This is a genomic window from Spirosoma validum (genome assembly GCF_014699035.1).
Taxonomy (GTDB): Bacteria; Bacteroidota; Bacteroidia; order Cytophagales; family Spirosomataceae; genus Spirosoma; species Spirosoma validum.
In genome coordinates, this window is sequence record NZ_JACXAA010000024.1 from 39,432 (window position 1) to 59,898 (window position 20,467).

Annotated in this window: 15 protein-coding genes; 10 read left to right on the forward strand and 5 right to left on the reverse strand. The window is 47.9% G+C overall.

Annotation, left to right across the window (positions count from 1 at the left end; genetic code table 11):
* Positions 1 to 25 precede the first annotated feature (25 nt).
* Both sov and IC230_RS32030 read right to left on the reverse strand, forming a co-directional pair.
* Positions 26 to 7,624, reverse strand: a complete 7,599-nt coding sequence (gene sov / locus IC230_RS32025; RefSeq protein ID WP_191043164.1) for a T9SS outer membrane translocon Sov/SprA — start codon at positions 7,622 to 7,624, stop codon at positions 26 to 28.
* A gap of 313 nt (positions 7,625 to 7,937) precedes the next feature.
* Positions 7,938 to 9,428 (reverse strand): cellulose synthase family protein, encoded by a 1,491-nt coding sequence (locus tag IC230_RS32030; RefSeq protein WP_191043165.1) that lies wholly within the window; start codon positions 9,426 to 9,428, stop codon positions 7,938 to 7,940.
* Positions 9,429 to 9,619: 191 nt separating this feature from the next.
* Between IC230_RS32030 and IC230_RS32035 the strand changes: the two genes are divergently transcribed.
* From IC230_RS32035 to IC230_RS34700, 6 genes are all read left to right on the forward strand, one after another.
* Positions 9,620 to 10,420: a Rossmann-like and DUF2520 domain-containing protein gene (locus tag IC230_RS32035; protein WP_191043166.1), complete on the forward strand. Its 801-nt coding sequence runs from the start codon at positions 9,620 to 9,622 to the stop codon at positions 10,418 to 10,420.
* Positions 10,421 to 10,635: 215 nt separating this feature from the next.
* The gene (locus IC230_RS32040) at positions 10,636 to 11,085 is read left to right on the forward strand and encodes a hypothetical protein (protein WP_191043167.1); all 450 of its coding nucleotides are present in this window, start codon (positions 10,636 to 10,638) and stop codon (positions 11,083 to 11,085) included.
* An 11-nt stretch (positions 11,086 to 11,096) separates the two neighbouring features.
* Entirely contained in the window at positions 11,097 to 11,594 is a 498-nt protein-coding gene (locus IC230_RS32045) for a hypothetical protein (RefSeq protein WP_191043168.1), read from the forward strand.
* 87 nt (positions 11,595 to 11,681) lie between these two features.
* The gene (locus IC230_RS32050) at positions 11,682 to 12,707 is read left to right on the forward strand and encodes a WD40/YVTN/BNR-like repeat-containing protein (protein WP_191043169.1); all 1,026 of its coding nucleotides are present in this window, start codon (positions 11,682 to 11,684) and stop codon (positions 12,705 to 12,707) included.
* Between the two features lie 111 nt (positions 12,708 to 12,818).
* Entirely contained in the window at positions 12,819 to 13,934 is a 1,116-nt protein-coding gene (locus IC230_RS32055; protein ID WP_191043170.1) for a glycosyltransferase family 4 protein, read from the forward strand.
* Entirely contained in the window at positions 13,931 to 15,106 is a 1,176-nt protein-coding gene (locus IC230_RS34700; RefSeq protein WP_191043171.1) for a glycosyltransferase, read from the forward strand. The genes IC230_RS32055 and IC230_RS34700 overlap by 4 nt, the downstream gene beginning before the upstream one ends.
* Before the next feature lie 43 nt (positions 15,107 to 15,149).
* Here the strand turns inward: IC230_RS34700 and IC230_RS32065 are convergent, their stop codons facing one another.
* Positions 15,150 to 16,028: a hypothetical protein gene (locus IC230_RS32065; protein ID WP_191043172.1), complete on the reverse strand. Its 879-nt coding sequence runs from the start codon at positions 16,026 to 16,028 to the stop codon at positions 15,150 to 15,152.
* 208 nt (positions 16,029 to 16,236) lie between these two features.
* Here IC230_RS32065 and IC230_RS32070 point away from each other — a divergent pair, with 208 nt between their 5' ends.
* Positions 16,237 to 17,280: a M48 family metalloprotease gene (locus IC230_RS32070; protein WP_191043173.1), complete on the forward strand. Its 1,044-nt coding sequence runs from the start codon at positions 16,237 to 16,239 to the stop codon at positions 17,278 to 17,280.
* A gap of 69 nt (positions 17,281 to 17,349) precedes the next feature.
* Here the strand turns inward: IC230_RS32070 and IC230_RS32075 are convergent, their stop codons facing one another.
* Complete coding sequence (locus IC230_RS32075; protein ID WP_191043174.1) at positions 17,350 to 17,685, reverse strand: hypothetical protein; 336 nt, start codon at positions 17,683 to 17,685, stop codon at positions 17,350 to 17,352.
* 48 nt (positions 17,686 to 17,733) lie between these two features.
* On the reverse strand, positions 17,734 to 18,987 hold the full coding sequence (rocD, locus tag IC230_RS32080) for an ornithine--oxo-acid transaminase (RefSeq protein WP_191043175.1): 1,254 nt from the start codon (positions 18,985 to 18,987) through the stop codon (positions 17,734 to 17,736).
* A gap of 114 nt (positions 18,988 to 19,101) precedes the next feature.
* On the opposite strand from rocD, the gene IC230_RS32085 reads away from it, so the two are divergent.
* The 3 genes from IC230_RS32085 (at position 19,102) to IC230_RS32095 (ending at position 20,388) form a co-directional block, all read left to right on the forward strand.
* Entirely contained in the window at positions 19,102 to 19,272 is a 171-nt protein-coding gene (locus IC230_RS32085) for a DUF5522 domain-containing protein (RefSeq protein WP_191043176.1), read from the forward strand.
* A 60-nt stretch (positions 19,273 to 19,332) separates the two neighbouring features.
* Positions 19,333 to 19,572: a 50S ribosomal protein L28 gene (gene rpmB, locus IC230_RS32090; RefSeq protein WP_191043177.1), complete on the forward strand. Its 240-nt coding sequence runs from the start codon at positions 19,333 to 19,335 to the stop codon at positions 19,570 to 19,572.
* A gap of 93 nt (positions 19,573 to 19,665) precedes the next feature.
* Positions 19,666 to 20,388, forward strand: a complete 723-nt coding sequence (locus IC230_RS32095) for an RluA family pseudouridine synthase (RefSeq protein WP_191043178.1) — start codon at positions 19,666 to 19,668, stop codon at positions 20,386 to 20,388.
* Positions 20,389 to 20,467: the final 79 nt, after the last annotated feature.

Consider the following 20,467-nt stretch of genomic DNA (forward strand, 5'->3'; position numbering starts at 1 on the left):
CGCCAAGGTATTGTTACTACCCGTCTTATTCAGCCAGATTGAATTTCACCTGCACACCACCCGACGTAGTAGCCCGGCGGAACGAGTTCGAAACGAGCGGATCGTTGAACGTCCGATCAAAATAGAAGTTCAGATTTAACCGGCGGTTAACAATGTAGCTTACCTGCGGACGTAACTGGAAGTTTACGTTCCCTGCCGTAATGATCTGTTCCGCATCCAGCTTTCGCTGAATTGCCCGCGTATCGCGCAGGGTCAGATTGCAGGAAAAGGTCAAGTCGTTTTTCAGGCGTTTATTACCTCCCCCAATTCCGAACGGAACGCGCATGTTCTGCTTGGTAAACCCGATGGAACCCGTTAGATCTTTATTGGTTAGCTCAGCCACTTGCGAGTTCGACAGACTTAAAGCAATGTCGCGGCTCTGGTTGTATTCCAGCCGGCCCGTAACCCGGCTTTTTGTCTGAAACTGAACCCCAAACATGGGCGCAAATTTCTCCGACATCGTAATAGTGCTCATCGCAAAAACCGGTACAAACTGGCCCTGCTGATTGATGGACGTTGCCATCGGATAACCCTGCACCGCTAAATTGACGTAGGCTGCCGTATAATCCAGATTTGAAATGAAGTTACCCACACTGTATGTGGACGAGTAGCTGTGATTGATGGTAAACGCACTAAACTTCTTCTGAACAAACCGCAAACCAGTTACGCCATTATACGTGATCTGCCAGTTCGGCAGCGGGAAATTATAGAACGGCGACAACTGCGCTTTCTCGATGGGCTGACCACTATAGGCAGCAAAGAAAGCCGGAATCAGGACATCCTGCGAGGTTCGATCATATCTACCAACTTTTTCAGGATTGGCAGCTGTTAGTTTGTTAACGAAGTACTCCCGGTACTCTTCAAATCGATCGAAAATAGGAGACGTATTATCGCCCCGTAAACCAATAAAGGCTGTGCGGAACGACCAGAACGACATACTGAACTGTCCGTTACGTACCGGCGAGAACGTTTCGAACGCGCCCCCCTGCGAGCCGGGTCGGAAATATTCCTGATAGGCATCCGTACGGTCCAGACGCCAGTTGATCTGCATCCGAAAATCTTTAAAAGGCTCCAGGGTGGTATTGGCCGTAAATTTTTTCGTCAGGTTCTGCTGGAAGGCCGTATTCAATACCGTACTGGGCGTAATCCAGCCTTTAGCAGCCGCTTTGTAGATAATATCGTGGTCCTGATTACCCAATACAAAGCCAAGCCCTGGCGCATTCCCATTGCGGCTGTCTATACCAAAAAAGGTCGGCGTCGGCAGGAAACCCGGCAGAATCGTAGACTCCTGTACGGTGTACGAGAAATTGATTCCCCGAACCGTTAGCAAAGCCCGCGTAAAATTTTTGAGTACCGTGTTCTCACTCCGCACAATGTCTTCAATATCACCGGGGTTACGGGCGAAGTTTTTCCGGATTGGCGACGGTGTATTGGCAAAGCGCAGGTAACGAATTTTGTTATACAGCCGAATCAGATCGACGCGCCCCGTAATCCCTCGTTCACGGTTGTTACGTAGTACATTCCCAAACGGCACCCCTAACGTATCGGCAACTCCGAATGAGTTAGCCTGAAACTGGTAGCCTACGCCATAGACAGCATCAGCGGCAATCCAGTCGAGCAATGGAATTTTGTCGAGCGGCAACCGATACGTAGCGCGAATGTCCTGCACGAAATTTTTCATCCGACCGAGTTGCTTGACACTGTTCCAGATGGAATCGCGTTTGGCCTGCGTATTGATGTCGCCCGCGGGTTCGTCGATGATCGCGTTTGCCTGTGCGTGATAGGTTAATACCAGATTGCGCGTCAGGTTCCAGGTTAGGTCGTAATAACGATTGAAGAGGAAATACTTCTCAAACTGAGGCACGATCCCATTGGTCGTCAGATCCGACGAACGAAGCTGAGTTTTAATAAAACTCCGGTCCATATCAGCCCGAACCGATACTAGCGACGGCAGTAAGGTCAGGTTAAAATCTTTCAGCCAACGCAGATATGGCGCTTCAAACGACTGCACGTTTCGGAATGGCTCGAACGGCTTCGGCTGACCCGCAAATGTATAAGCAATCCCCCCCTTCGTCTGTTGTTGAAGGTATTCCTGCGTCAGAATATTGGTGCGTTTCATGTCGTTGAAGGCATACGTAAACGCAAAATTTTCAATATCCCAGAAGTGCATCTTCGCGTTCGGGTTGGTCTTTACCTTCCGAACGTTCGAGAAATTATACCCCCGACGCGTGGTATTATCTTCAACCAACTGCCGATAGCTGTTCCGGTCCGCTTCCGATTTCGTCGACAGTGACGTTTCGAGCGGCATATCGGGATCGAGCGGATCGAAATGGGGCGTTACGTTCCGATGATCTAAATTGATGTAGAATGGAATCCGAAGTCCCCAACTGGCTGGCATGAACTTGTCGAGCGCCAAAGCCGTCGATAGCCCATACTCCGACGTTGTTTCGAGGGCACGATCACCAATGCGTGTCTGTACACCCCCAAAACCAAAGGTTGTAATCCGGCCCGACGCCGTCAACGTACCAATATCGGCCAATTTCATGTTGACCGATCCCACGGCAGCCGTACCCGCATGCTGGTCATACCCGTTTGCCCGCAGTTCATCGACCCAGATCGTAAATGTTTCCGGTCGCTGACCATCGCCGTCCATCTTCGGATTACGCATCCCAATCATGATCGACTGTACTGAACTCAAATCCGGGTTACCGACTATCGTCAGCCGATAAGGAAAGTCCATTGTCGGCTCCCGAACATAAGGTAACGAGTACTGACGTCCCACATCCCTGTTCCGATCTGCTTTGAGGCTAATTAAATCTGCAAAGGCAATATCCAGATCATTAGCCGCAGGCCAAACCGTTTCGGGTAGTTGATTGCCGGGGGGTGTAGCTGTGAGTTTTGGAACTTCAATCTCATAGTAGTTGTCCGTGTAATCGGTGCCAAGACGCACAAAGGCGGATACTCTACCGCTTTCGTTCCGGTCATTGTGCATGTGGATGAACATCTTGAGCCGCTCCCGGAATAGCAAATTAAAATTAGTATTTCGGAAGGCTCCCCGAGAATCACCATCGCGCAGGTTCGTTACGCTCATGCGCATGGATTGCTCGTTCAGTTCCACCGTACTTACCTGCGTATAATCGCGGTCACGTACGTAGTCCCTTGGTACCGAGTAAACATACTTGTCACCCCCCTGAGCGGAAATCTGCGCACCGCTGTTTTCCTCAATGTTGACTGTCGAGACAGTGAAGTTGGCATCATACGGTTCGGGCACTTCCTGTAACCCGCGCTGGGTCAGATCGCCGGTGTATTTGCGGTATTGGTTGGCTTCCATCTGCAACTGCGCAAATCGCAGGACAACCGGCTGATCAAAATCAGTCAGGTACATGCGCATGAAGCGAATGGATTTAAATCCATTGATACTCCCGACTTTACGTAGTGGCTCCCGAACCGGAATCCGGAATTGATACCACGTAACGCCACCCGTTATACCATCTGAGGGTACGGTTACTTTATCAACAATATAACCCTGGCCAACTTCCAGCCTATTCGGGCGCAGGTCCAGTTCATACTCATAATACGCTTCGTTATCGTTGACGGTATTGTCAATGTTCAAATCTTCAATGTCCGGTAGCGTTGACGAAGCGGGAGTCAGAAATTGGTTTGTACTGGTATTTTCGGGCGAGTTGTTTTCCATGCCCATATACTGCTTGTACCGCGCCACTACGTATCGCTGCTGATCAGCTTCTTCGCCGAGATAGAATTTAAAGTCGTCGTTAGAAGGGTCCTGCCGAATTTGGTTCAACACAGTCGGGTTTGTCACCCGGTTCTGAATGGTATTCAGATAGGATTGAAATTTGGTTGCTTCTGCATCATTTCTCAATCCATCGAGCCCAACGTCCTGCTGATCACGGCCGCCACTCTGAAACGCGTTTGTAACAAATTGCTGTAGCGGAGCACGGCCCCAGGCTGTCGATTCAGTTCCCTGCTGGCGTCCGTTTGCGCTCGAGACTGTGTCACCATTAGCCGGAAAGCCGTTCTCAAACTCGTAACGACTGTCTTTAATTACATCCTCAGAAATATCGCCGAGGTTAAAAACCAGTTTACCGCCCGTTGTATTGTTTGTATGCTGACTGGGATCAGCACCTGCCCGAATTTTTCCGGATTCGCCCGCTACAAACGGGTCCATCAGCCAGAAGGTTATGTTTTCGATGTTGGCATTGTCGAAATCATTATCGGAAGCGATTGCCCGCGTCACAGACCCGAAATTACCTTTCGGATTTGGCAACAAACCCGCTGCCGTTAGATTCGGATTGTAGTTGTACATGCCCCGTTCGCTGGGGAAATAGGCAACGTCCAGAATAGTTTCGGGTAACTGCACGGGCCGCACTGACCGTCCGGGGAACAGATCGGTCGGCAGAAAATAGCGTTCGTATACGTGCCGTTTTGCATCGTCCGGATCAACATTTGATACGCTACCCAGCGCACCGCCGACTGAGTATAGACTAGGGTCGACCGAGTAAACGGAAATCTGCGCCCGGTTATAGGCGTACGGTAACGGGTCGGCAAACGTACCCTGGGGAAATTGCTGGGGTGTCGCGCCCAAACGCCAGCGTATTGGTTGCCGGGTCAGGTCGAAAATGGTACGGGCCGCTTCAAAATCATCCAGGTAACTTTCGTTTCTGGCGCGTGGATTCGTTCCTGGAAATAATTGAGCTACCTCACCATTGAACTGAACCGTCGACATTTCCTTGGTCTGCACCATGGGTAAGGCATCTAACAGGCGCGTCAGACCGGGAGCGTCTTTTCGGACAGTCGCGTTCAGCCCCAGAATCGTGTTATTAACCGGCTCGTTACCAATCGCCACACGGGTCAGGAAACCAGCAGGGGTTTCTTTCATGTGCATGGCTGTTAATCCGATGCTTATGTCGCGGTTAATGGCGTAATCCAGCCGGGTACCAATGAGTGTACGGATCTGATTCTGAAACAGATCAGGCTGTTCATAACTAATGCGAATCTCGCGACCGGAATTCGTTACGCTCTCGTTAATGATTCGTAGACGACCTACTGACGCATCGAGCACATAATCCTGACCAGCTACCAGAGGAACTCCACCGGCGGTTACCGTAACCGACTGTTCGTTCACGCCAAATGGTAGTGTCACCTCCGCGCCGTTGCCCGACTGAAACGACCCCCGCAGGAAGAATTTATTCTTATCCGCAATCTGCTGAGCATCGGCCAGCGTGGTACGATACAATTGATTAAAGACGTATTTCGATTTATACGTATCTTCATCGGCGTCGAATTGTCTTTCCAGATAGGATCCGAAAGGCTCCAGCACTGGGAAGATGATTTTTCCGTAGCGGCTATCGATGGTGATATTCTCAACATAGTCAAAGTTACCATCAGGCTGAGCGTCTAACTGCTGGTTCAGCCGGTCCATGCCGAAGAGTTGCACCAACGGTCGGTTTTGCGTTCTCCGTCCTTCCTGAAGGTTCGGGTTATCGATCCCCGTTACGTCATCTTTATAAACGATACGTAGCTGAAAGCCTTGCCGAGTAATCTGCGCCGTATTGAGCGAATAGATGTTTTTCATCATCAGATTCCACATCGGCAACTGGAGGTTATTCCGCAATGTAGCTGACTTCAACAGCTTCAATACCAGCACCTCATCATCTTTGCGCGATTGATAATCTTCAGTCAATTCGCCCACTTTATAGCGTCGGCCTTGATACGTATATTCGTAGGCAACGGCCAGAATTTCGTCGTTCCGCAGGGGCGTGACCAACGAGATATACCCCAGTTCGGGCTGAAGTTTGTATTCACGGTCGGTAAGACGTTTGGCACCACGTAGCAGATCGTAATCCGTGCCTTTGGCTAACCCGAACGTACCCGTCAATACGTCGTTGGTCTGGTTTACCTGCCGGAATGGATTACTGGCGTTGGACGTCAGTTTGCTGTAAAGTCCGTTAGCCTCATTTGCCGTTGGTGTCCGGTTGTTACGCGAAAAAGGCGGCAGGTTCGGATTCGTTTGAGCGTACGGATTGCCTTCCCCTAAATCCTGAAAGCCCGCGATGTTCCGTAGCGTTTCCGTCGTATTGGTCCGGTTCGTTACGTACACTTCAATACGCGTTACGTTCACACCCGAGGTCACCTGTGGCAGTGTTTTCAGCGAGGCTTCATAATTGGACCGAAAGAATTGGGACAGGAAGAAGTGGCGGTTCTCATCGTACTGGTCAGCCCGGATTTCAAACGGACGATTCGACGTTCCTCCACGTAGCACAATCTCATTTTTACGTGACCGTTGCTGCGACGCGACCAACGTAGCATTCAGTTTACCAAAACGTAGCTGGGTTTTGATCCCGAAAAGATTTTGCACCCCCGGAATCAACTGACTGTTAACAGCCCAGTTAATATTTCCCACTTCGAGCCCCTGCAAAATACTTTCGTTCTGGGGCGTAAAACCGGGTAATGTTGTGCCATTTGCACCAGGAACTCCGGGCAAATTTGGCGTACTTGGTAAATTAGGTAGGCTGGGCAACCCCTGGCCAGAACCAAGGGCGGGTAGATTACCACCCGGCTTATAATTGAGCTTTAATGCATTCTCAAAATTAAAACTGGCTTTCGTATCGAAGTTGGCCAGAACGCCTAATTTCTCTCCGATTTTACCATTGAAGTTAATGCTGATCTGCTCATTGAACAGGAAATTCCCGTTCCGGCGCTGACGTACCGGCAGAACCGGGTTGTCGATAAACTGATAGAGATACCCGAAATCAAGGGTAACGAAGCCATTCGGCTTAAAATCAACCTGACTGCCACCAAAAAGCCGGTCGATAATTGGCGGCAGTTCGAGCTTAGGAATCAAGCCGCGCCCACTCAGCGCACTCTGTCCATCGCGCCTTGCACTGTATTCACGCCAGAGACTTTGCTCAACGCGCTGGTTCTGAATCTGGTTATAGGTCGAGTAGGGAATTGTTTCGGCCGGACGATACGGTAACCCATACTGCGAGGGTGGTAATGTTGATGCAGGAGCTAGTTGCCCAGGGGGACTCGTACCCGAAGCGGCCGTTCCAGATACCGCAGGTGCTGTTCCGGCAACGGCACTAGTTGACTGTGGCAAGGGGACGCCTACACCAACCCGCTCGGTGATGCCAATATTCCCGCCGGGCGTAAGACTGAAATCGGTTGAAAGTCCCCTCGGATCACGAAGGATAAATGGGGACTTCGATGGGCGCTCCGAAAAGCGCGTTGCCCGGCGATCGGGCCAGTTGACCGTTGGCCGACGATTGGCGCTACGTAGTGCCCGGATGCTGTCGGTGCGATTTTGAAGAGCCTGTTTGGCTGAATCAGCACGCATGGTCGCCCGACGGCGAGCGTTGGCCCGGGCCGAGTCAGCAGCAGCTTGTTGTTGTCGTCTCGTCGGTCGGGTCGGAGCGGGCGTCGGTTGGTCCTGCCCAAAACTCATACCTAACCCTAGCAGCAGCCAGCACCCCAACACTTGCCACCCGTTCGAAATAAACAGGAGTCGGCTGATGGCGGGAAGGATAGGGTTATTAACTGTATTGTGAACAAAGTAGGGGTTCACCATTGAGGGTACTTTCAGGTTCAGTATTTGGTAGCGTACGGTGTATTCTTCTATCAAACGGCCGAAATCGGCCTAATCGTCTAATAAGAGGATAGATTTTTTAAACGGTAGTCTCTGTTTTACTTTATTATTTTTTGGCTAAAATGAATCGTAAAAGTACGAATTAAGTATATGTTCTGCCAATACTATTATCAACCGTAGTGTATTTTCTATAACTGTCTGCACAGAATCAGGGCTTTCACGTAGCTATCGTGATACGACGCTACGTAAAAGCCCTGACGTGATTTATGCGAACAAATTAGTTAAGATTCTCCCGTCAGATACGTACCGCTGCCGACCGGGGTCCGGATTGAAGAACCGAATAAAAGAAGACCATGCCAAAGCCAACCATGAGCATGATGTGGAGAAAAAACATGCGAAAATCCTGAATATAAACGGCTAACGCTAGTCCTCCCAGGAAATAAATGGACAAAAGCCCTTCTACAAGAGTTAGCCAATTTATCCGCCGACTGACATATTTGTTAGCATCCCACCGATCGGCCGCCGTTTTAACGTTGAATTTCGGCGTCCTGATGAATGGTGTCTTCCGACCCAGATAGCCCTCAATCACCGCAATTGTATTGTGCAGCGACAACCCCATCATCAGCGAGGAATACATTGGGAAATACCAAACCAGCTTGGCTTTTGTGGTTGGCTTCAGAAACCACAGGGGAATCCCATAAAAGGTAATGAGAATCAGTAGATTAAATTGAAATAGGTTAATGACAAAAAAGACCCACTCCCACTCGGGATGATGGCTGCGAATGTAAATCAGTGGTACGCTCATGATTCCCAGAATCAAAACCAGGATAAACGTAGCGCTGCTGAAGAGGTGAAAAAAGGCGTGTAGTTTCATGGTAAACGAGATACCCGGCGTTCGAAGCACCTTGCCGAATAATTTACGTGCACATTCGGCCGCCCCTTTCATCCACCGATACTGCTGCGATTTCAGCGCGTTCATGGCTACAGGTAGCTCAGCGGGCGAGCCGATGTCCTCCCGATAAACGAATTTCCAGCCCCGCAGCTGAGCCCGATAGCTTAAATCTAAATCCTCCGTTAACGTATCGCTTTGCCAGCCGCCTGCGTCGGCAATTGCCGATTTCCGCCAAACGCCCCCCGTTCCGTTAAAATTGGCCAGGAATCCGGCGGCATGACGTCCACTCTGTTCAATAGTAAAATGCGCGTTCAGGCCAAACGCCTGTAACTGAGTCATCAGCGAAAACTCTTCGTTGAGGTGTTCCCAGCGCGTTTGTACAATACCCACTTTCGGATCAGCAAAATGCGGGATGGTTTTGAGAAGAAACTCCGGATCAGGCACAAAGTCAGCGTCGAAGATGGCAATGAACTCGCCTTTCGCAATCGTTAGTCCATACGCCAGCGCCCCTGCCTTGAAGCCCTTTCGCTCAGGTCGGCGAATGTGTTCGATGTCAATACCCTGCTGTTTGTAGTCAGCTACTTTCCGGGCTATTAGCTCGACCGTTTCATCCGTCGAGTCATCCAGGAGTTGAATTTCGAGTTTGTCCTGGGGATATTGCAACTGCACAACTGCGTCGATAAGCCGTTCTACTACGTATAGTTCGTTGTAAACGGGTAATTGTACTGTTACGTAAGGAAGTTTATCAGGCTGAATCGTTTCCGTTGCCAGAGCGGCCATCCGGCGTTTTCGCTCAGAACGTATGTAAATAATGATGAGGCTTAACTGACCGCAGTTGTAAAAAAACAACAGCATCAACGCCAGTCCGTATAAAAACAGGACTAGAATTTCCATATAGATGAAGAATAGTGTTTTATAACGTTACGTATGGCCAGGTTGGCCGACTAACCAACGTAACTGACTGCTTAAGCAAATAGTTAAGCGGATTATGATCTAATTGATGGATAGAGTAGCAAATCGTAACCCATTATTAAGTAATCGTGAGGCTATGGTTCACATTCCGCCAAAATAGCCTATACTTGATCATGGAAATTTCATTTATCGGCGCCGGAAACCTTGCCTGGCATCTCGCGCCAGCCCTTGAAAATGCTGGTCACCACATCAATGAAATCTATAGCCGTCAGCTCCAGCACGCCCGCCAGCTAGTGAGCAATTTGTATGACGCCCGTACTCATTCGGAACTGAACTTTGCCGAGAGTCCATCTACGCTGTTTGTGCTGGCGGTTCCCGATGATGCGCTCGAAAGTGTTTGTTCGCGGTTGGTCCTGCCTGAAAATGCAATTGTTGTGCATACGTCAGGGAGTAAAAGTCTTGATTCGCTGGACCAGTGGATGGCTATTTACAGCGACGTACCCGTCCAGACTGGCGTATTTTATGCCCTTCAGACCTTCTCACAGGGGCAACCGTTTATGGATTTTGACGAGATTCCACTTTGCATCGAATCGGCCGACAAGCCTACTGAAGATGCGCTGGTTCAGCTTGGGCAGGATATCAGCAACATCGTTTACCTCATTACGTCTGAGGAACGCCGGTCACTGCACGTAGCAGCTGTGTTTGCCTGCAATTTTACGAATCATCTATTAGCTCTCGCTTATGATCTAATTGCCCAGCAGGATTTAGAATTCGATCTGCTCAGACCACTCATCACCGAAACCTTTCGCAAGGGATTATCGGCCAGTAATCCGGCTGACGTGCAAACTGGACCTGCCCGCCGGGGTGATCTAACGACGATCAGCGATCATCTGGCCTTGTTAACCAATCAACCAAAACTAGCTGAAATTTACCAGATTATGACGACCAGCATTCAACAACATCCTAAACAGTAGCTACTTTGTTTACTAAAACGCTTGTAAACCTTTATATATCGAAATTTCAATCGTTTAAAGCTACTAAAACTATAGAATCAATCATTTAGTTGACCTATATTTGCTAATCCGTTAACTAAAACCTTTATCTTGATAAATAAAAATAACTTATATATCTGTAGCTGGATGTAAATTCACTAGCGCTACTTAGTATTTCTTCATTTGTATTTACTGAGATGTGGGCATTGAAACAAGCAAATAAACCATCTATTTCTCAGGAAGCTCTCATCTTTATGGACAAAATCGCTCTATACGATCGGTACGGCTCGATAGCATATGGCATTATTTTACACGTAATCCCGGAACCGGAATTGGCGCAGAAAGTGTTAGTCGATCTGTTTATGTCACCACAAATACAGGCCTGCACTGAAATACCTACTACAGGAGAAATTATTCGACTGGCAAGAGCCAAAGCGCTTGCTTCCAAGACAGTATCAAACAATTCGTCATTAGCCTCAACCGCACTTATAGCAACGAACGATACTACCGACCTGGCCAAACTCGTTTTTAACTTATCTTTCTGTCAGGGTTGTTCTACAGACATAATTGCAGAAAAATTAAACCTATCTCCTACAAACGTATTGAAAGCGTTTTACACATATTTTAAGTATCTTCGCTCCTCTTAACTGTATAAGCCTTGAAGACCCATCATTATTTAACAAGCGGTATTCTGGAAGCGTATCTGTTAGGTGTGATCGCTGAAAAGGAGAAAGACGAATTAGAACGGGAGCTTGCTACCGATCCAGATCTGCTTGCCCAGTTAGATGAGCTTGAAGCGAATATGGAAGATTATTTCATCAGAAATTCAGTTACCCCACCACCAAGCGTCCGGGAAAAAATCGAATTACGTCTCAGCGAAACAGAAATCGAGAAATGGGAAGACGTAAACACGACGGAACCCAATCCAAAAGCAAAAAAATCGCAGTCGACCGAATCGCCATACGTACAGGTCGAAATTGACGATACGCACATCCGGGTCCATAAACTTTGGCGTACTGCGTTCATCGCTGTCTTTATCCTGTCGAAGGTATTTTTAATCCTTGGTCTTTATTATTATTTTAAGTCGAGCAGTCTGGAGCAGGAAGTTGATCGGCTCAAGGCGACCACGCAGTCAACTCACTCAGCGCCCCGCTGATTCTCTGCATAAAGTCTATTTAGGTTTATTTACCTGATCATAATTTGATCGGACTGGATCATCTACGTCATAACTCACCCTTTCTTAATGAAACGCGCTGTATTCAGCCTCGCTATCGGCCTGGCTTTTGTTCTTTCGTCATTAGCACAATGGCAACCGCAGTCCGTTGGTACTGACGCCAGCTTTCGAGCCGTGAGTGTTGTTAATGCCGACGTAGTCTGGATTGGCGGCACGAAAGGTACGTTTCTCCGAACGACCAATGGCGGTAAAACCTGGCAAACGGGTACTGTACCTGATGCGCAAGCCTGCGATTTTCGTGATGTACAGGCCATAGACGCACAAACGGCCTATCTCATGAGTGCCGGACCTGCCGAAAAAGGATTGGCCCGACTATACAAAACGACAAACGGCGGGCAAACCTGGTCGTTGCAGTATCAGACCCAGAAAGCAGGTGTATTTTTTGACAGCATGGACTTCTGGGACAAACAACACGGTATTGTCGTTAGTGACCCGGTAGATGGAAAATGGTTCGTCCTGACTACCGACAACGGCGGTGAAAGCTGGCAACCTATTTCGCCAGCCGTACTTCCTCCAATGGAATCGAATGAAGGGGCTTTTGCCGCCAGCGGAACCAGTCTTGTTGTACAGGGAAAACGGAATGTCTGGATTGCCTCAGGAATGGCTAAATTCGGTCGCGTTTTCCGCTCCACCGATCGGGGGCAAACCTGGTCGGTTACCAACACGCCACTTCCCGGTGGCGAAACGACTGGGTTGTTCGGTATGCACTTCTTCAGTGAAAAAAACGGCATGGTCGTCGGGGGAAATTACAAACAGGAACAGCAGGCGGGTCCGAACGTAGCGATTACCCATGATGGTGGCCAAACCTGGCAACTCACCGCTCAAACCGACCCTCCCGGCCTGAAAGAAGCGATCGTTCTGCTACCCGGCGACCGCGTGTTAACGGTTGGTCCCTCGGGAACCAGCATTTCGGCTGATCAGGGGCAAACCTGGCAGAGGCTTGATACAGAGGGCTTTCACTCGGTTGCCTGTGCGAAAGGTACTTGCTATGCGGTAGGAGCAAAAGGGAAAGTAGCCATGCAGCGATTCAAATAGTACAAGCAACGTAGCCAGACTACTTACCAGTACCTTACTGCTCATTATTAACAGGACATTCTTTTTGCCCTTAACCAACAGCAGGAGTTTATGCGTAAACTTGTGCCGTATATGAAGATACTCTACGATCATCAGGCTTTTGCGGCATCGCGGTTTGGAGGGGTAGCCCGGTATTTTTACAATTTAATGACAGCGCTTCACCAAAAAGGCGTCGATGTCAGGCTGTCAATCCGGTACTCCAACAATTATTATTTACTCAACAATAATCAATTCCAGGCGCAGCCGTTCCGGTACTTTTTGGGTTACATGAAAACCAGCATCCTGATTTCGCAGATCAACCGGACGTGGAGCTGTCTTCAGGTAGTAAGACGAAATTACGATCTGTTTCATCCAACCTTTTTCCATCCTTATTTTTTGTGGTTCATTGGCGATAAGCCCTACGTAGTAACTTACCACGACGTAATTAAAGAGAAATTTGGGGATCGGTTCGGGCATGTTGATAACGAGCCCAAACGGAAAAAACAGAAAATATTAGACCGGGCGGCTCATATCATTGCGGTATCAGAAAATACAAAGAATGATTTGATCGATATTTTTCAAATCGATCCGGTAAGAATTACGGTCATTCATCACGCTACGAATTTCCTGGAATTATCAGTACCTGATACGTTCCAGATTCAGACTCCCAATACGTATTTGCTCTATGTGGGCTATAGAAACAGCTATAAGAATTTCAACCCTTTTCTTAGCGCTATTGCTTCTGTTTTAAAGAAATACGACCACATTCAATTGGTCTGCGCTGGCGGTGGATCATTTACTGCGGAAGAAATTCAACTTATTGAAAAACTAGGATTAACCGATCAGGTATTTCATTATTCCGCCGATGACTTCACCTTGTATCGCTTGTATCAACACGCCCTGGCTTTTGTTTATCCGTCACTTTACGAAGGCTTCGGCATGCCTATTCTGGAAGCCTTTGCCACGGGCTGCCCGGTAGTGCTGAGTAATACGTCGTGCTTCCCAGAAGTAGCCCAGGATGCAGCCCTTTATTTTGATCCTGAGTCCGAAACGTCGGTTCGGGAACAGATCGAAACAATAATTCTGGATGAACAACTGCGCCAATTGCTACGCAAGAAAGGTTACGAGCGGCAATTGGCGTTCTCGTCTGAAAAAATGGTAAACCAAACGCTACAAGTCTACCAGCGTGCCATCGCGCAAGCATCGTGAGAAAAATTCTGCTTTTTGATACAATCATTGATGGCCACCATGCTGATTATCTGTGCCATCTCGTCAATTACTGGCTTCACACGAAACCTGAGGGCGAATTAATCGTGGTCGCTCAGGCGTCGTTTGAGCCTATGTTTCACCAGTTACTGGAAAGTGTTCCATCGGTGGATACCGTTCGATTCGTTCCGATTTCGCAGCAGGAGATTGACGATACGCACAAAGGATCACTTCTGGGACGCCCGTTTAGGGAGTGGAATCTACACCTGGCCTACAGTCGGAAATACAAGGCAACGCATGTTTTGCTGATGTATTTCGATATTTTTCAGTTAGGCTTTTGGTTAGGCAAAAAGGCCCCTTGTGCTGTTTCAGGCATTTATTTTCGGCCCGATTTTCACTACACAACTTCATCCGGCCTAAAAGCTCGTTTGAATGTATTACGTAAAAAAACAACGCTGCGTGGGGTTCTTCGAAAAAGTATGCTGCTAAATCTGTTCTGCCTGGATCATTCTGCCGTTACGCTGGTACGCGAAATGAATCCGCGCGTGAACGTAGTGCCTCTCCCCGACCCCGTAAAATCGTATGTAATTACGTCGGCGGAACGCGAAAAGCTTCGCGACGAATTGCAGCTTGATCCGAATCGGCGGGTTTTTATCCTGTTCGGTCATTTAGATCAGCGTAAAGGTATCGAGCCTTTTCTGGAAGCCATCAACCAGTTGGCTCCGGAATTGCAACAAAAACTTTGCTTTTTGCTGGTAGGAGCTATCAGCCCTGATTATCAAGCACAAATAGAACAGAAGATTTCTCAGGCTAGCCCGAACCTTCAGATTGTTGGGGTTTTTAAAGAAGTCAAAGGAAGAGAAATTCAGGTCCATTTTGAGCTTGCTGATTACGTATTGACCCTTTATCAACGCCACGTCGGCATGGCTTCCGTTATCATCCGGGCGGCTGTATCAGATAAACCTTTGGTATCGTCCGATTATGGCTATATGGGCCATTTGGTACAAACTGAGCAATTTGGGAACGTAACGGATTCAGCCTCGCCAGCAGCTATCTGTCAACTCCTCGAACAGATACTCGTTAGCGGAATTTCTTATTCGAAAGCGAAGCTCAGAAAGTTAGCGGAGCAGAATTCGGACGTATCGTTTGCCAAAACGATTTTTGACCGTCTTTAGTGGCAACCGAACCAGGCCAGCGACTGTCCTCAACGAAAGTAGGTTACTGTTTCATACCGTACTCATACGTAAAGCGACTCACGTAGTTCTGAGCACTCTTCCCATCGGTATAAGTGGCTGTTTTGCGACTCAGCTGACCGTCGCTGTTGTGTTCATACATGTACGTCGTCGTACCCGGCGTAAAAGGCATCCGTACTGAAGAAGAATACCCTCCTGACGTACTGATCACGTACCAACCATTGCTGTAGCGTCTGGGCTTATTCTTGTCGTCTGAAATAGCAACTAACTTAACCATCATCCCTTTGTCATCGTAGGTGTAAGTCGTTTTGTTAGTGTGCAGATACGTAGCGGGAGCTTTAGTTAACATTGTACTCCCGACTGGAATATCATGCGTGATGAATACCGAATCCGTTTCTGAGGCAACCCTATTTTGCGAATCGTAGGTAAAGGTCCGTTTTGTGAGCCACAGGGGAGAGCTAAATGCGTACTGCCCACCATCCACTTGGAAGAAATAATCTTTATGCACCTGCATGGCCAGTTGGTTTGCTGCATAAATCAATGAGTCAGCATCGTAAGTAAGCCAGACATTTGCTGTGAAGAAATATCTTTTTACCGATATTTCCTGATTCTGCATATTATAACTATGAATCCGACACTGATCAGCGTATACTTGAGATAGATCTTTGGACTCGTATAAATCGACAATACGTCCAGGTGCGAATGGCTGTTTCCGCTCTTCGCGCTCTAATCGATTCGTTTGATCATAATGATACGTGATCGTTAAGCTATCGTCAGGCGTATACCGGGATTCCGTCATCGTTTTCAGGAAAAATGTCGGTTCAGCAGGCGTCATCGGTTCTTTACAACCCAGCCAGAGTACGGTAAGACTGATTAATCCACAGCGAAACAATAATGTATTCATGGCGAATCGATTAGCTTATAACATCTGCACTCAATACAAAGAGTTCGGTTTATGAATTATGGTTGTAAATGTGCCTGTTCACTCTCTGAATTCATTAGGAAAGTTAAGCGTTTTAACTAACTTTTGTCCATCAGCTACGTACGTATTACAATCCCTACCCCTTTTCCATCGTTATTGAGCCGTGTTGAACGATTAACCCCATTCGGTTATGCCTGTGAGAGCGGCTTTATCCCTCCCTATTCTCTTCGTAACTGCGGCTATAATTAACCCGCTATTTGCGCAAATTCCGGCTAGTCCCGGTTCATTTATTTGTAACTACACGGGCGGCAAGGTCAGCTCAGAAGTTGTCTGCTCGCCTACGACAAAGTCCAACGGTCATGCTGAAAAAGTTGTTGACCGCATTTTAAAGCCAATCGGGTTGATGCGTAATTTCAAAGTCATTGAGTGCTCTAATACGGACAACTGCTTCGCTACGGTTCTGAAAGGCCAACGATTCATTGTCTACGACGGCGCTTTCATGGCGCAGATTGAAGAAGAAACCGAAACAGACTGGTCAGCGATCAGCATTATGGCCCACGAAATTGGACACCATTTGCAGGGCCATACGATCGACGGGCGGGGTGGTCAGCCACAAAAGGAAATCGAAGCGGATAAGTTTTCAGGGTTCGTGTTGCACCAACTAGGCGCATCTTTGGAAGAATCTATGATCGCCGTACGCGCTCTTGGCGATGAGCATGCTACGTCGACTCACCCCGCCAAACCTGCCCGTCTTGATGCCATTCGTAAGGGCTGGCTGGAAGCAGAAGCTATGTATCCTAAAAGCCGAACCTTGGTGAAAACGCCCACTGCGATGGCCCCAAAGCCGGTTGTGAGTACTAGTAATCCTGTGGCAGCATCGCGTTCGGTCATTGCTCCTAAGGCACCCGTTCGGGCCAGCGTAGGTTGCGTTTCAGGAGACTGTGAAGATGGAACGGGTTCATTTATCTATCCAACAGGCGAACGCTACACCGGTGAATTTGAAGAGGGCGATAAGCATGGCGAGGGCACCGAATACTACGCCGATGGTAAAATAAAGTACAAAGGAAATTTCCGTGATAACTTACGCTGGGACTACGGAATTTATTTTTACCGGAATGGTGATAAGTATGCCGGATGGTTTCAGAAAAACGTACCAAACGGTAAAGGAACGTACTATTTCTCCGATGGAGAGCGCTTAGTTAGTACATTCAAAAATGGCCAACCCATTCAATAGGTCGTCAACACTGCTTAGGAAATTCTTTCGAAACTTTCCTAAGCAGCGTTAACCCTTCAACCAGCAATTTTACGTCAGGCGGGTCTGAATAAGCGTAACAATCTGATCGAACCGCTGATCTATTTTCTGAAATCCCTTCTGCATTTCTTTCCTCAGGCTGTCAATTTGCTGCTGTTGCTTCTCAAATCGATGATCGATTTGTTGTTGTTGCTCATCAAAACGCTGGTTTACGTTGATTGTCAATTCAACTAAGCCAGTAGCAATTGTGCTGACATTCTTTTCAATACCGGGTATTTTGGATACCTCGTGGATAATCTGGCCATTGCCCTCGATTGAGCGATTAACCTTTTGCACTACCTCAGCGACTACAGACTCGAATTGATTTAGGCCTTTATCTGGTGTCATGCGAGCGAATGTAGTCAGGTTTTCTTTTTTCTATACTTGTAGCCTTTCTCAAAAAGCCAGCATTGTCTTTTCAATTATATCACAAGCTTCATGCATTTGATCTTCGTTGATAACGAGTGGAGGAGCAAATCGAATTTTATCGCCATGCGTTGGTTTAGTCAGCAGACCGTTATCCTTTAGTTTGAGACAAATTTCCCAAGCGGTTTCTTCGCCAAGATCAGGTCGTTCGGCAATAACAATGGCGTTAAGTAATCCTTTACCACGTACCGATTTAACCAAGTCGGTTTTCTGACTCAGAGTCGTCATACGCGCCCGGAAAATTTCGCCCATTGCCGTTGCGTTTTCGGCCAGTTTCTCGTCTTCAACGACTTGCAAGGCTTCCATCGTTACGGCACAGGCCAGCGGATTACCGCCATACGTAGACCCATGCTCACCAGGCTTGATCGTCAGCATCACCTCATCCGATGTCAGGACGGCTGATACGGGCATGGTACCTCCGGAAAGAGCTTTACCAAGTACAAGAAGATCCGGTTTTACGTTTTCATGGTCGCAGGCGATGCGCTTACCTGTTCGCCCGATTCCCGTCTGTACTTCGTCGGCTATGAACAGTATATTGTATTTAGTGCAGAGTTCCCGAACACCGCGCAAGTAACCTTCGTCAGGAACAACCACACCCGCTTCCCCCTGAATAGGCTCAATCATGAATCCGGCAATGTTTGGTTCGCGCTTAAACGTATCTTCCAGTGCATTGAGGTCGTTGTACGGAATGATAATATACCCTGGCAGTAACGGGCCAAAATCGTTTGTACTACTCGGGTCCGTCGATGAGGAAATGGCGGCCAGCGTCCGGCCCCAGAAATTACCAGCCGCATAGACGGTTTTAGCCTGATTTTGTGGAATTCCCTTCACTTTGTAAGCCCATTTTCGAGTCAGCTTGAGCGCAGTTTCACCCCCTTCTGCTCCGGAATTCATTAATAAGACTTTGTCGTAGCCGAAGTAATCGCACAGGTACTTTTCGCAAATGCCGGTCTTATCATTGTAAAACGCTCGTGATGTCAGAGTCAGTTGCTGCGCCTGCCGAATCATAGCATTGATGATACGTGGATGGCAATGCCCCTGACTAACAGCGCTGTATGCCGATAGGAAATCAAAATAGCGCTTCTCCTCCACATCCCAGACGAATACACCCTCGCCCCGCGACAATACCACTGGAACAGGGTGATAATTATGAGCACCGTAATGCCATTCCAACTGCATAGCTTTATCAGCTGGTGAAGTAGGTGTTGTTGGTTCGAGTATCATAGCGAAAAGTGGTTAAAGTAACTACATTGATGAAGGCCAATCGTTTTTGCAACTAACCTGCCGAATAGTCCGTTTTCTCAAAAATACATTTTCTTTCAGAGACGCCCAAAACCAATGCCGTCGCAACCTATAAAGAAAAAAGTCCCTGATTTAGCCCCAGAAGATTATTATTTAACGCCTGAAGGATACATCGTTTTTACGGCTGTTTATCACCTTAAACGAGGCTATTGCTGCCAAAATGGATGCCGGCACTGTCCGTATGGTTTCAAAAAAAAGAGAGAATGAGTTGCAGATTATGAATTATTTAGCGAATTTTGCGCCCTCATACGGAAAACGAGTACGGTAATGTCCAGAGTTTGTCAGATCACAGGAAAGCGCACACGCACGGGAAACAACGTTTCTCACGCTAACAATAAGACTAAGCGTAAATTCTTCCCGAACCTGCAGAAGAAGCGGTTCTTCGTTGAATCAACGGGCGAATGGGTTACGCTGCGAGTAGCTACGTCAGCCATCAAGACCATCAACAAAAATGGTCTGGAAGCAACGATTCGTAAGGCTGCCCAGCGGGGTACGCTGTCAGTATAGTTTTTATACGATTTATAGCGCTAAGCCTCTTCCGATCAGGAGGAGGCTTTTTGTGTTTCCGTTCAGTCGTCAGTTCCTATCGACTATTTATCAATGAAACTAAATTTTGAAGACCTCATTGTTTTTGAGAATGAGGATTATATCCTGATCAATAAGCCGCCTTACGTAGCATCGCTTGATGAACGTACGCAGGATCGCGGTGGGCAAAGTATCGTGCGGATGGCTAAAGCCTATCATCCTGATGCACAACTTGGGCATCGGTTAGATAAAGAAACATCGGGCATTCTGACTATTGCTAAAAACCCGGAAGCGTATCGGCATATAGCCATGCAATTTGAACATCGGGAGGTAACCAAACGCTACCATGCCGTAACGAATGGCATCCATGATTTCGACGGCATTTCGGTGTATTTGCCTATCTCGCCCGTTAAAGACGGTACGGCTGTTCGGATTGATCGGGAGAAAGGAAAAGTGGCCGAAACGATTTTTAATACGTTGCAGGCTTATCGAACCACTACGCTGGTCGAGTGTATGCCGATTACCGGCCGGATGCACCAGATTCGCGTACACTTAATGTGCCTGAAAGCGCCCATTGTCAACGACGCAACCTACGGGGGCAAACCCGTCTTTTTATCCGACGTCAAGCGTAAATTCAACCTGAAGGAAGGCACGGAAGAGCTTCCTCTCATTCAACGCGTTGCTCTCCACGCTCATTCGCTGACGTTTACGTTATTGAATGGCGAAGAGCAAACGTTTATCGCGCCCTATCCAAAGGATTTTAACGTATTGGTAAAGCAACTGGAAAAGTTTGCCTAGTTTCAGGAAAGCAGTGAATCGTGTCAGCCGTGGCAGCCGTGGTGTCAGGTTTGTGGACCTTTTTCTCTGGCTCTCTTGG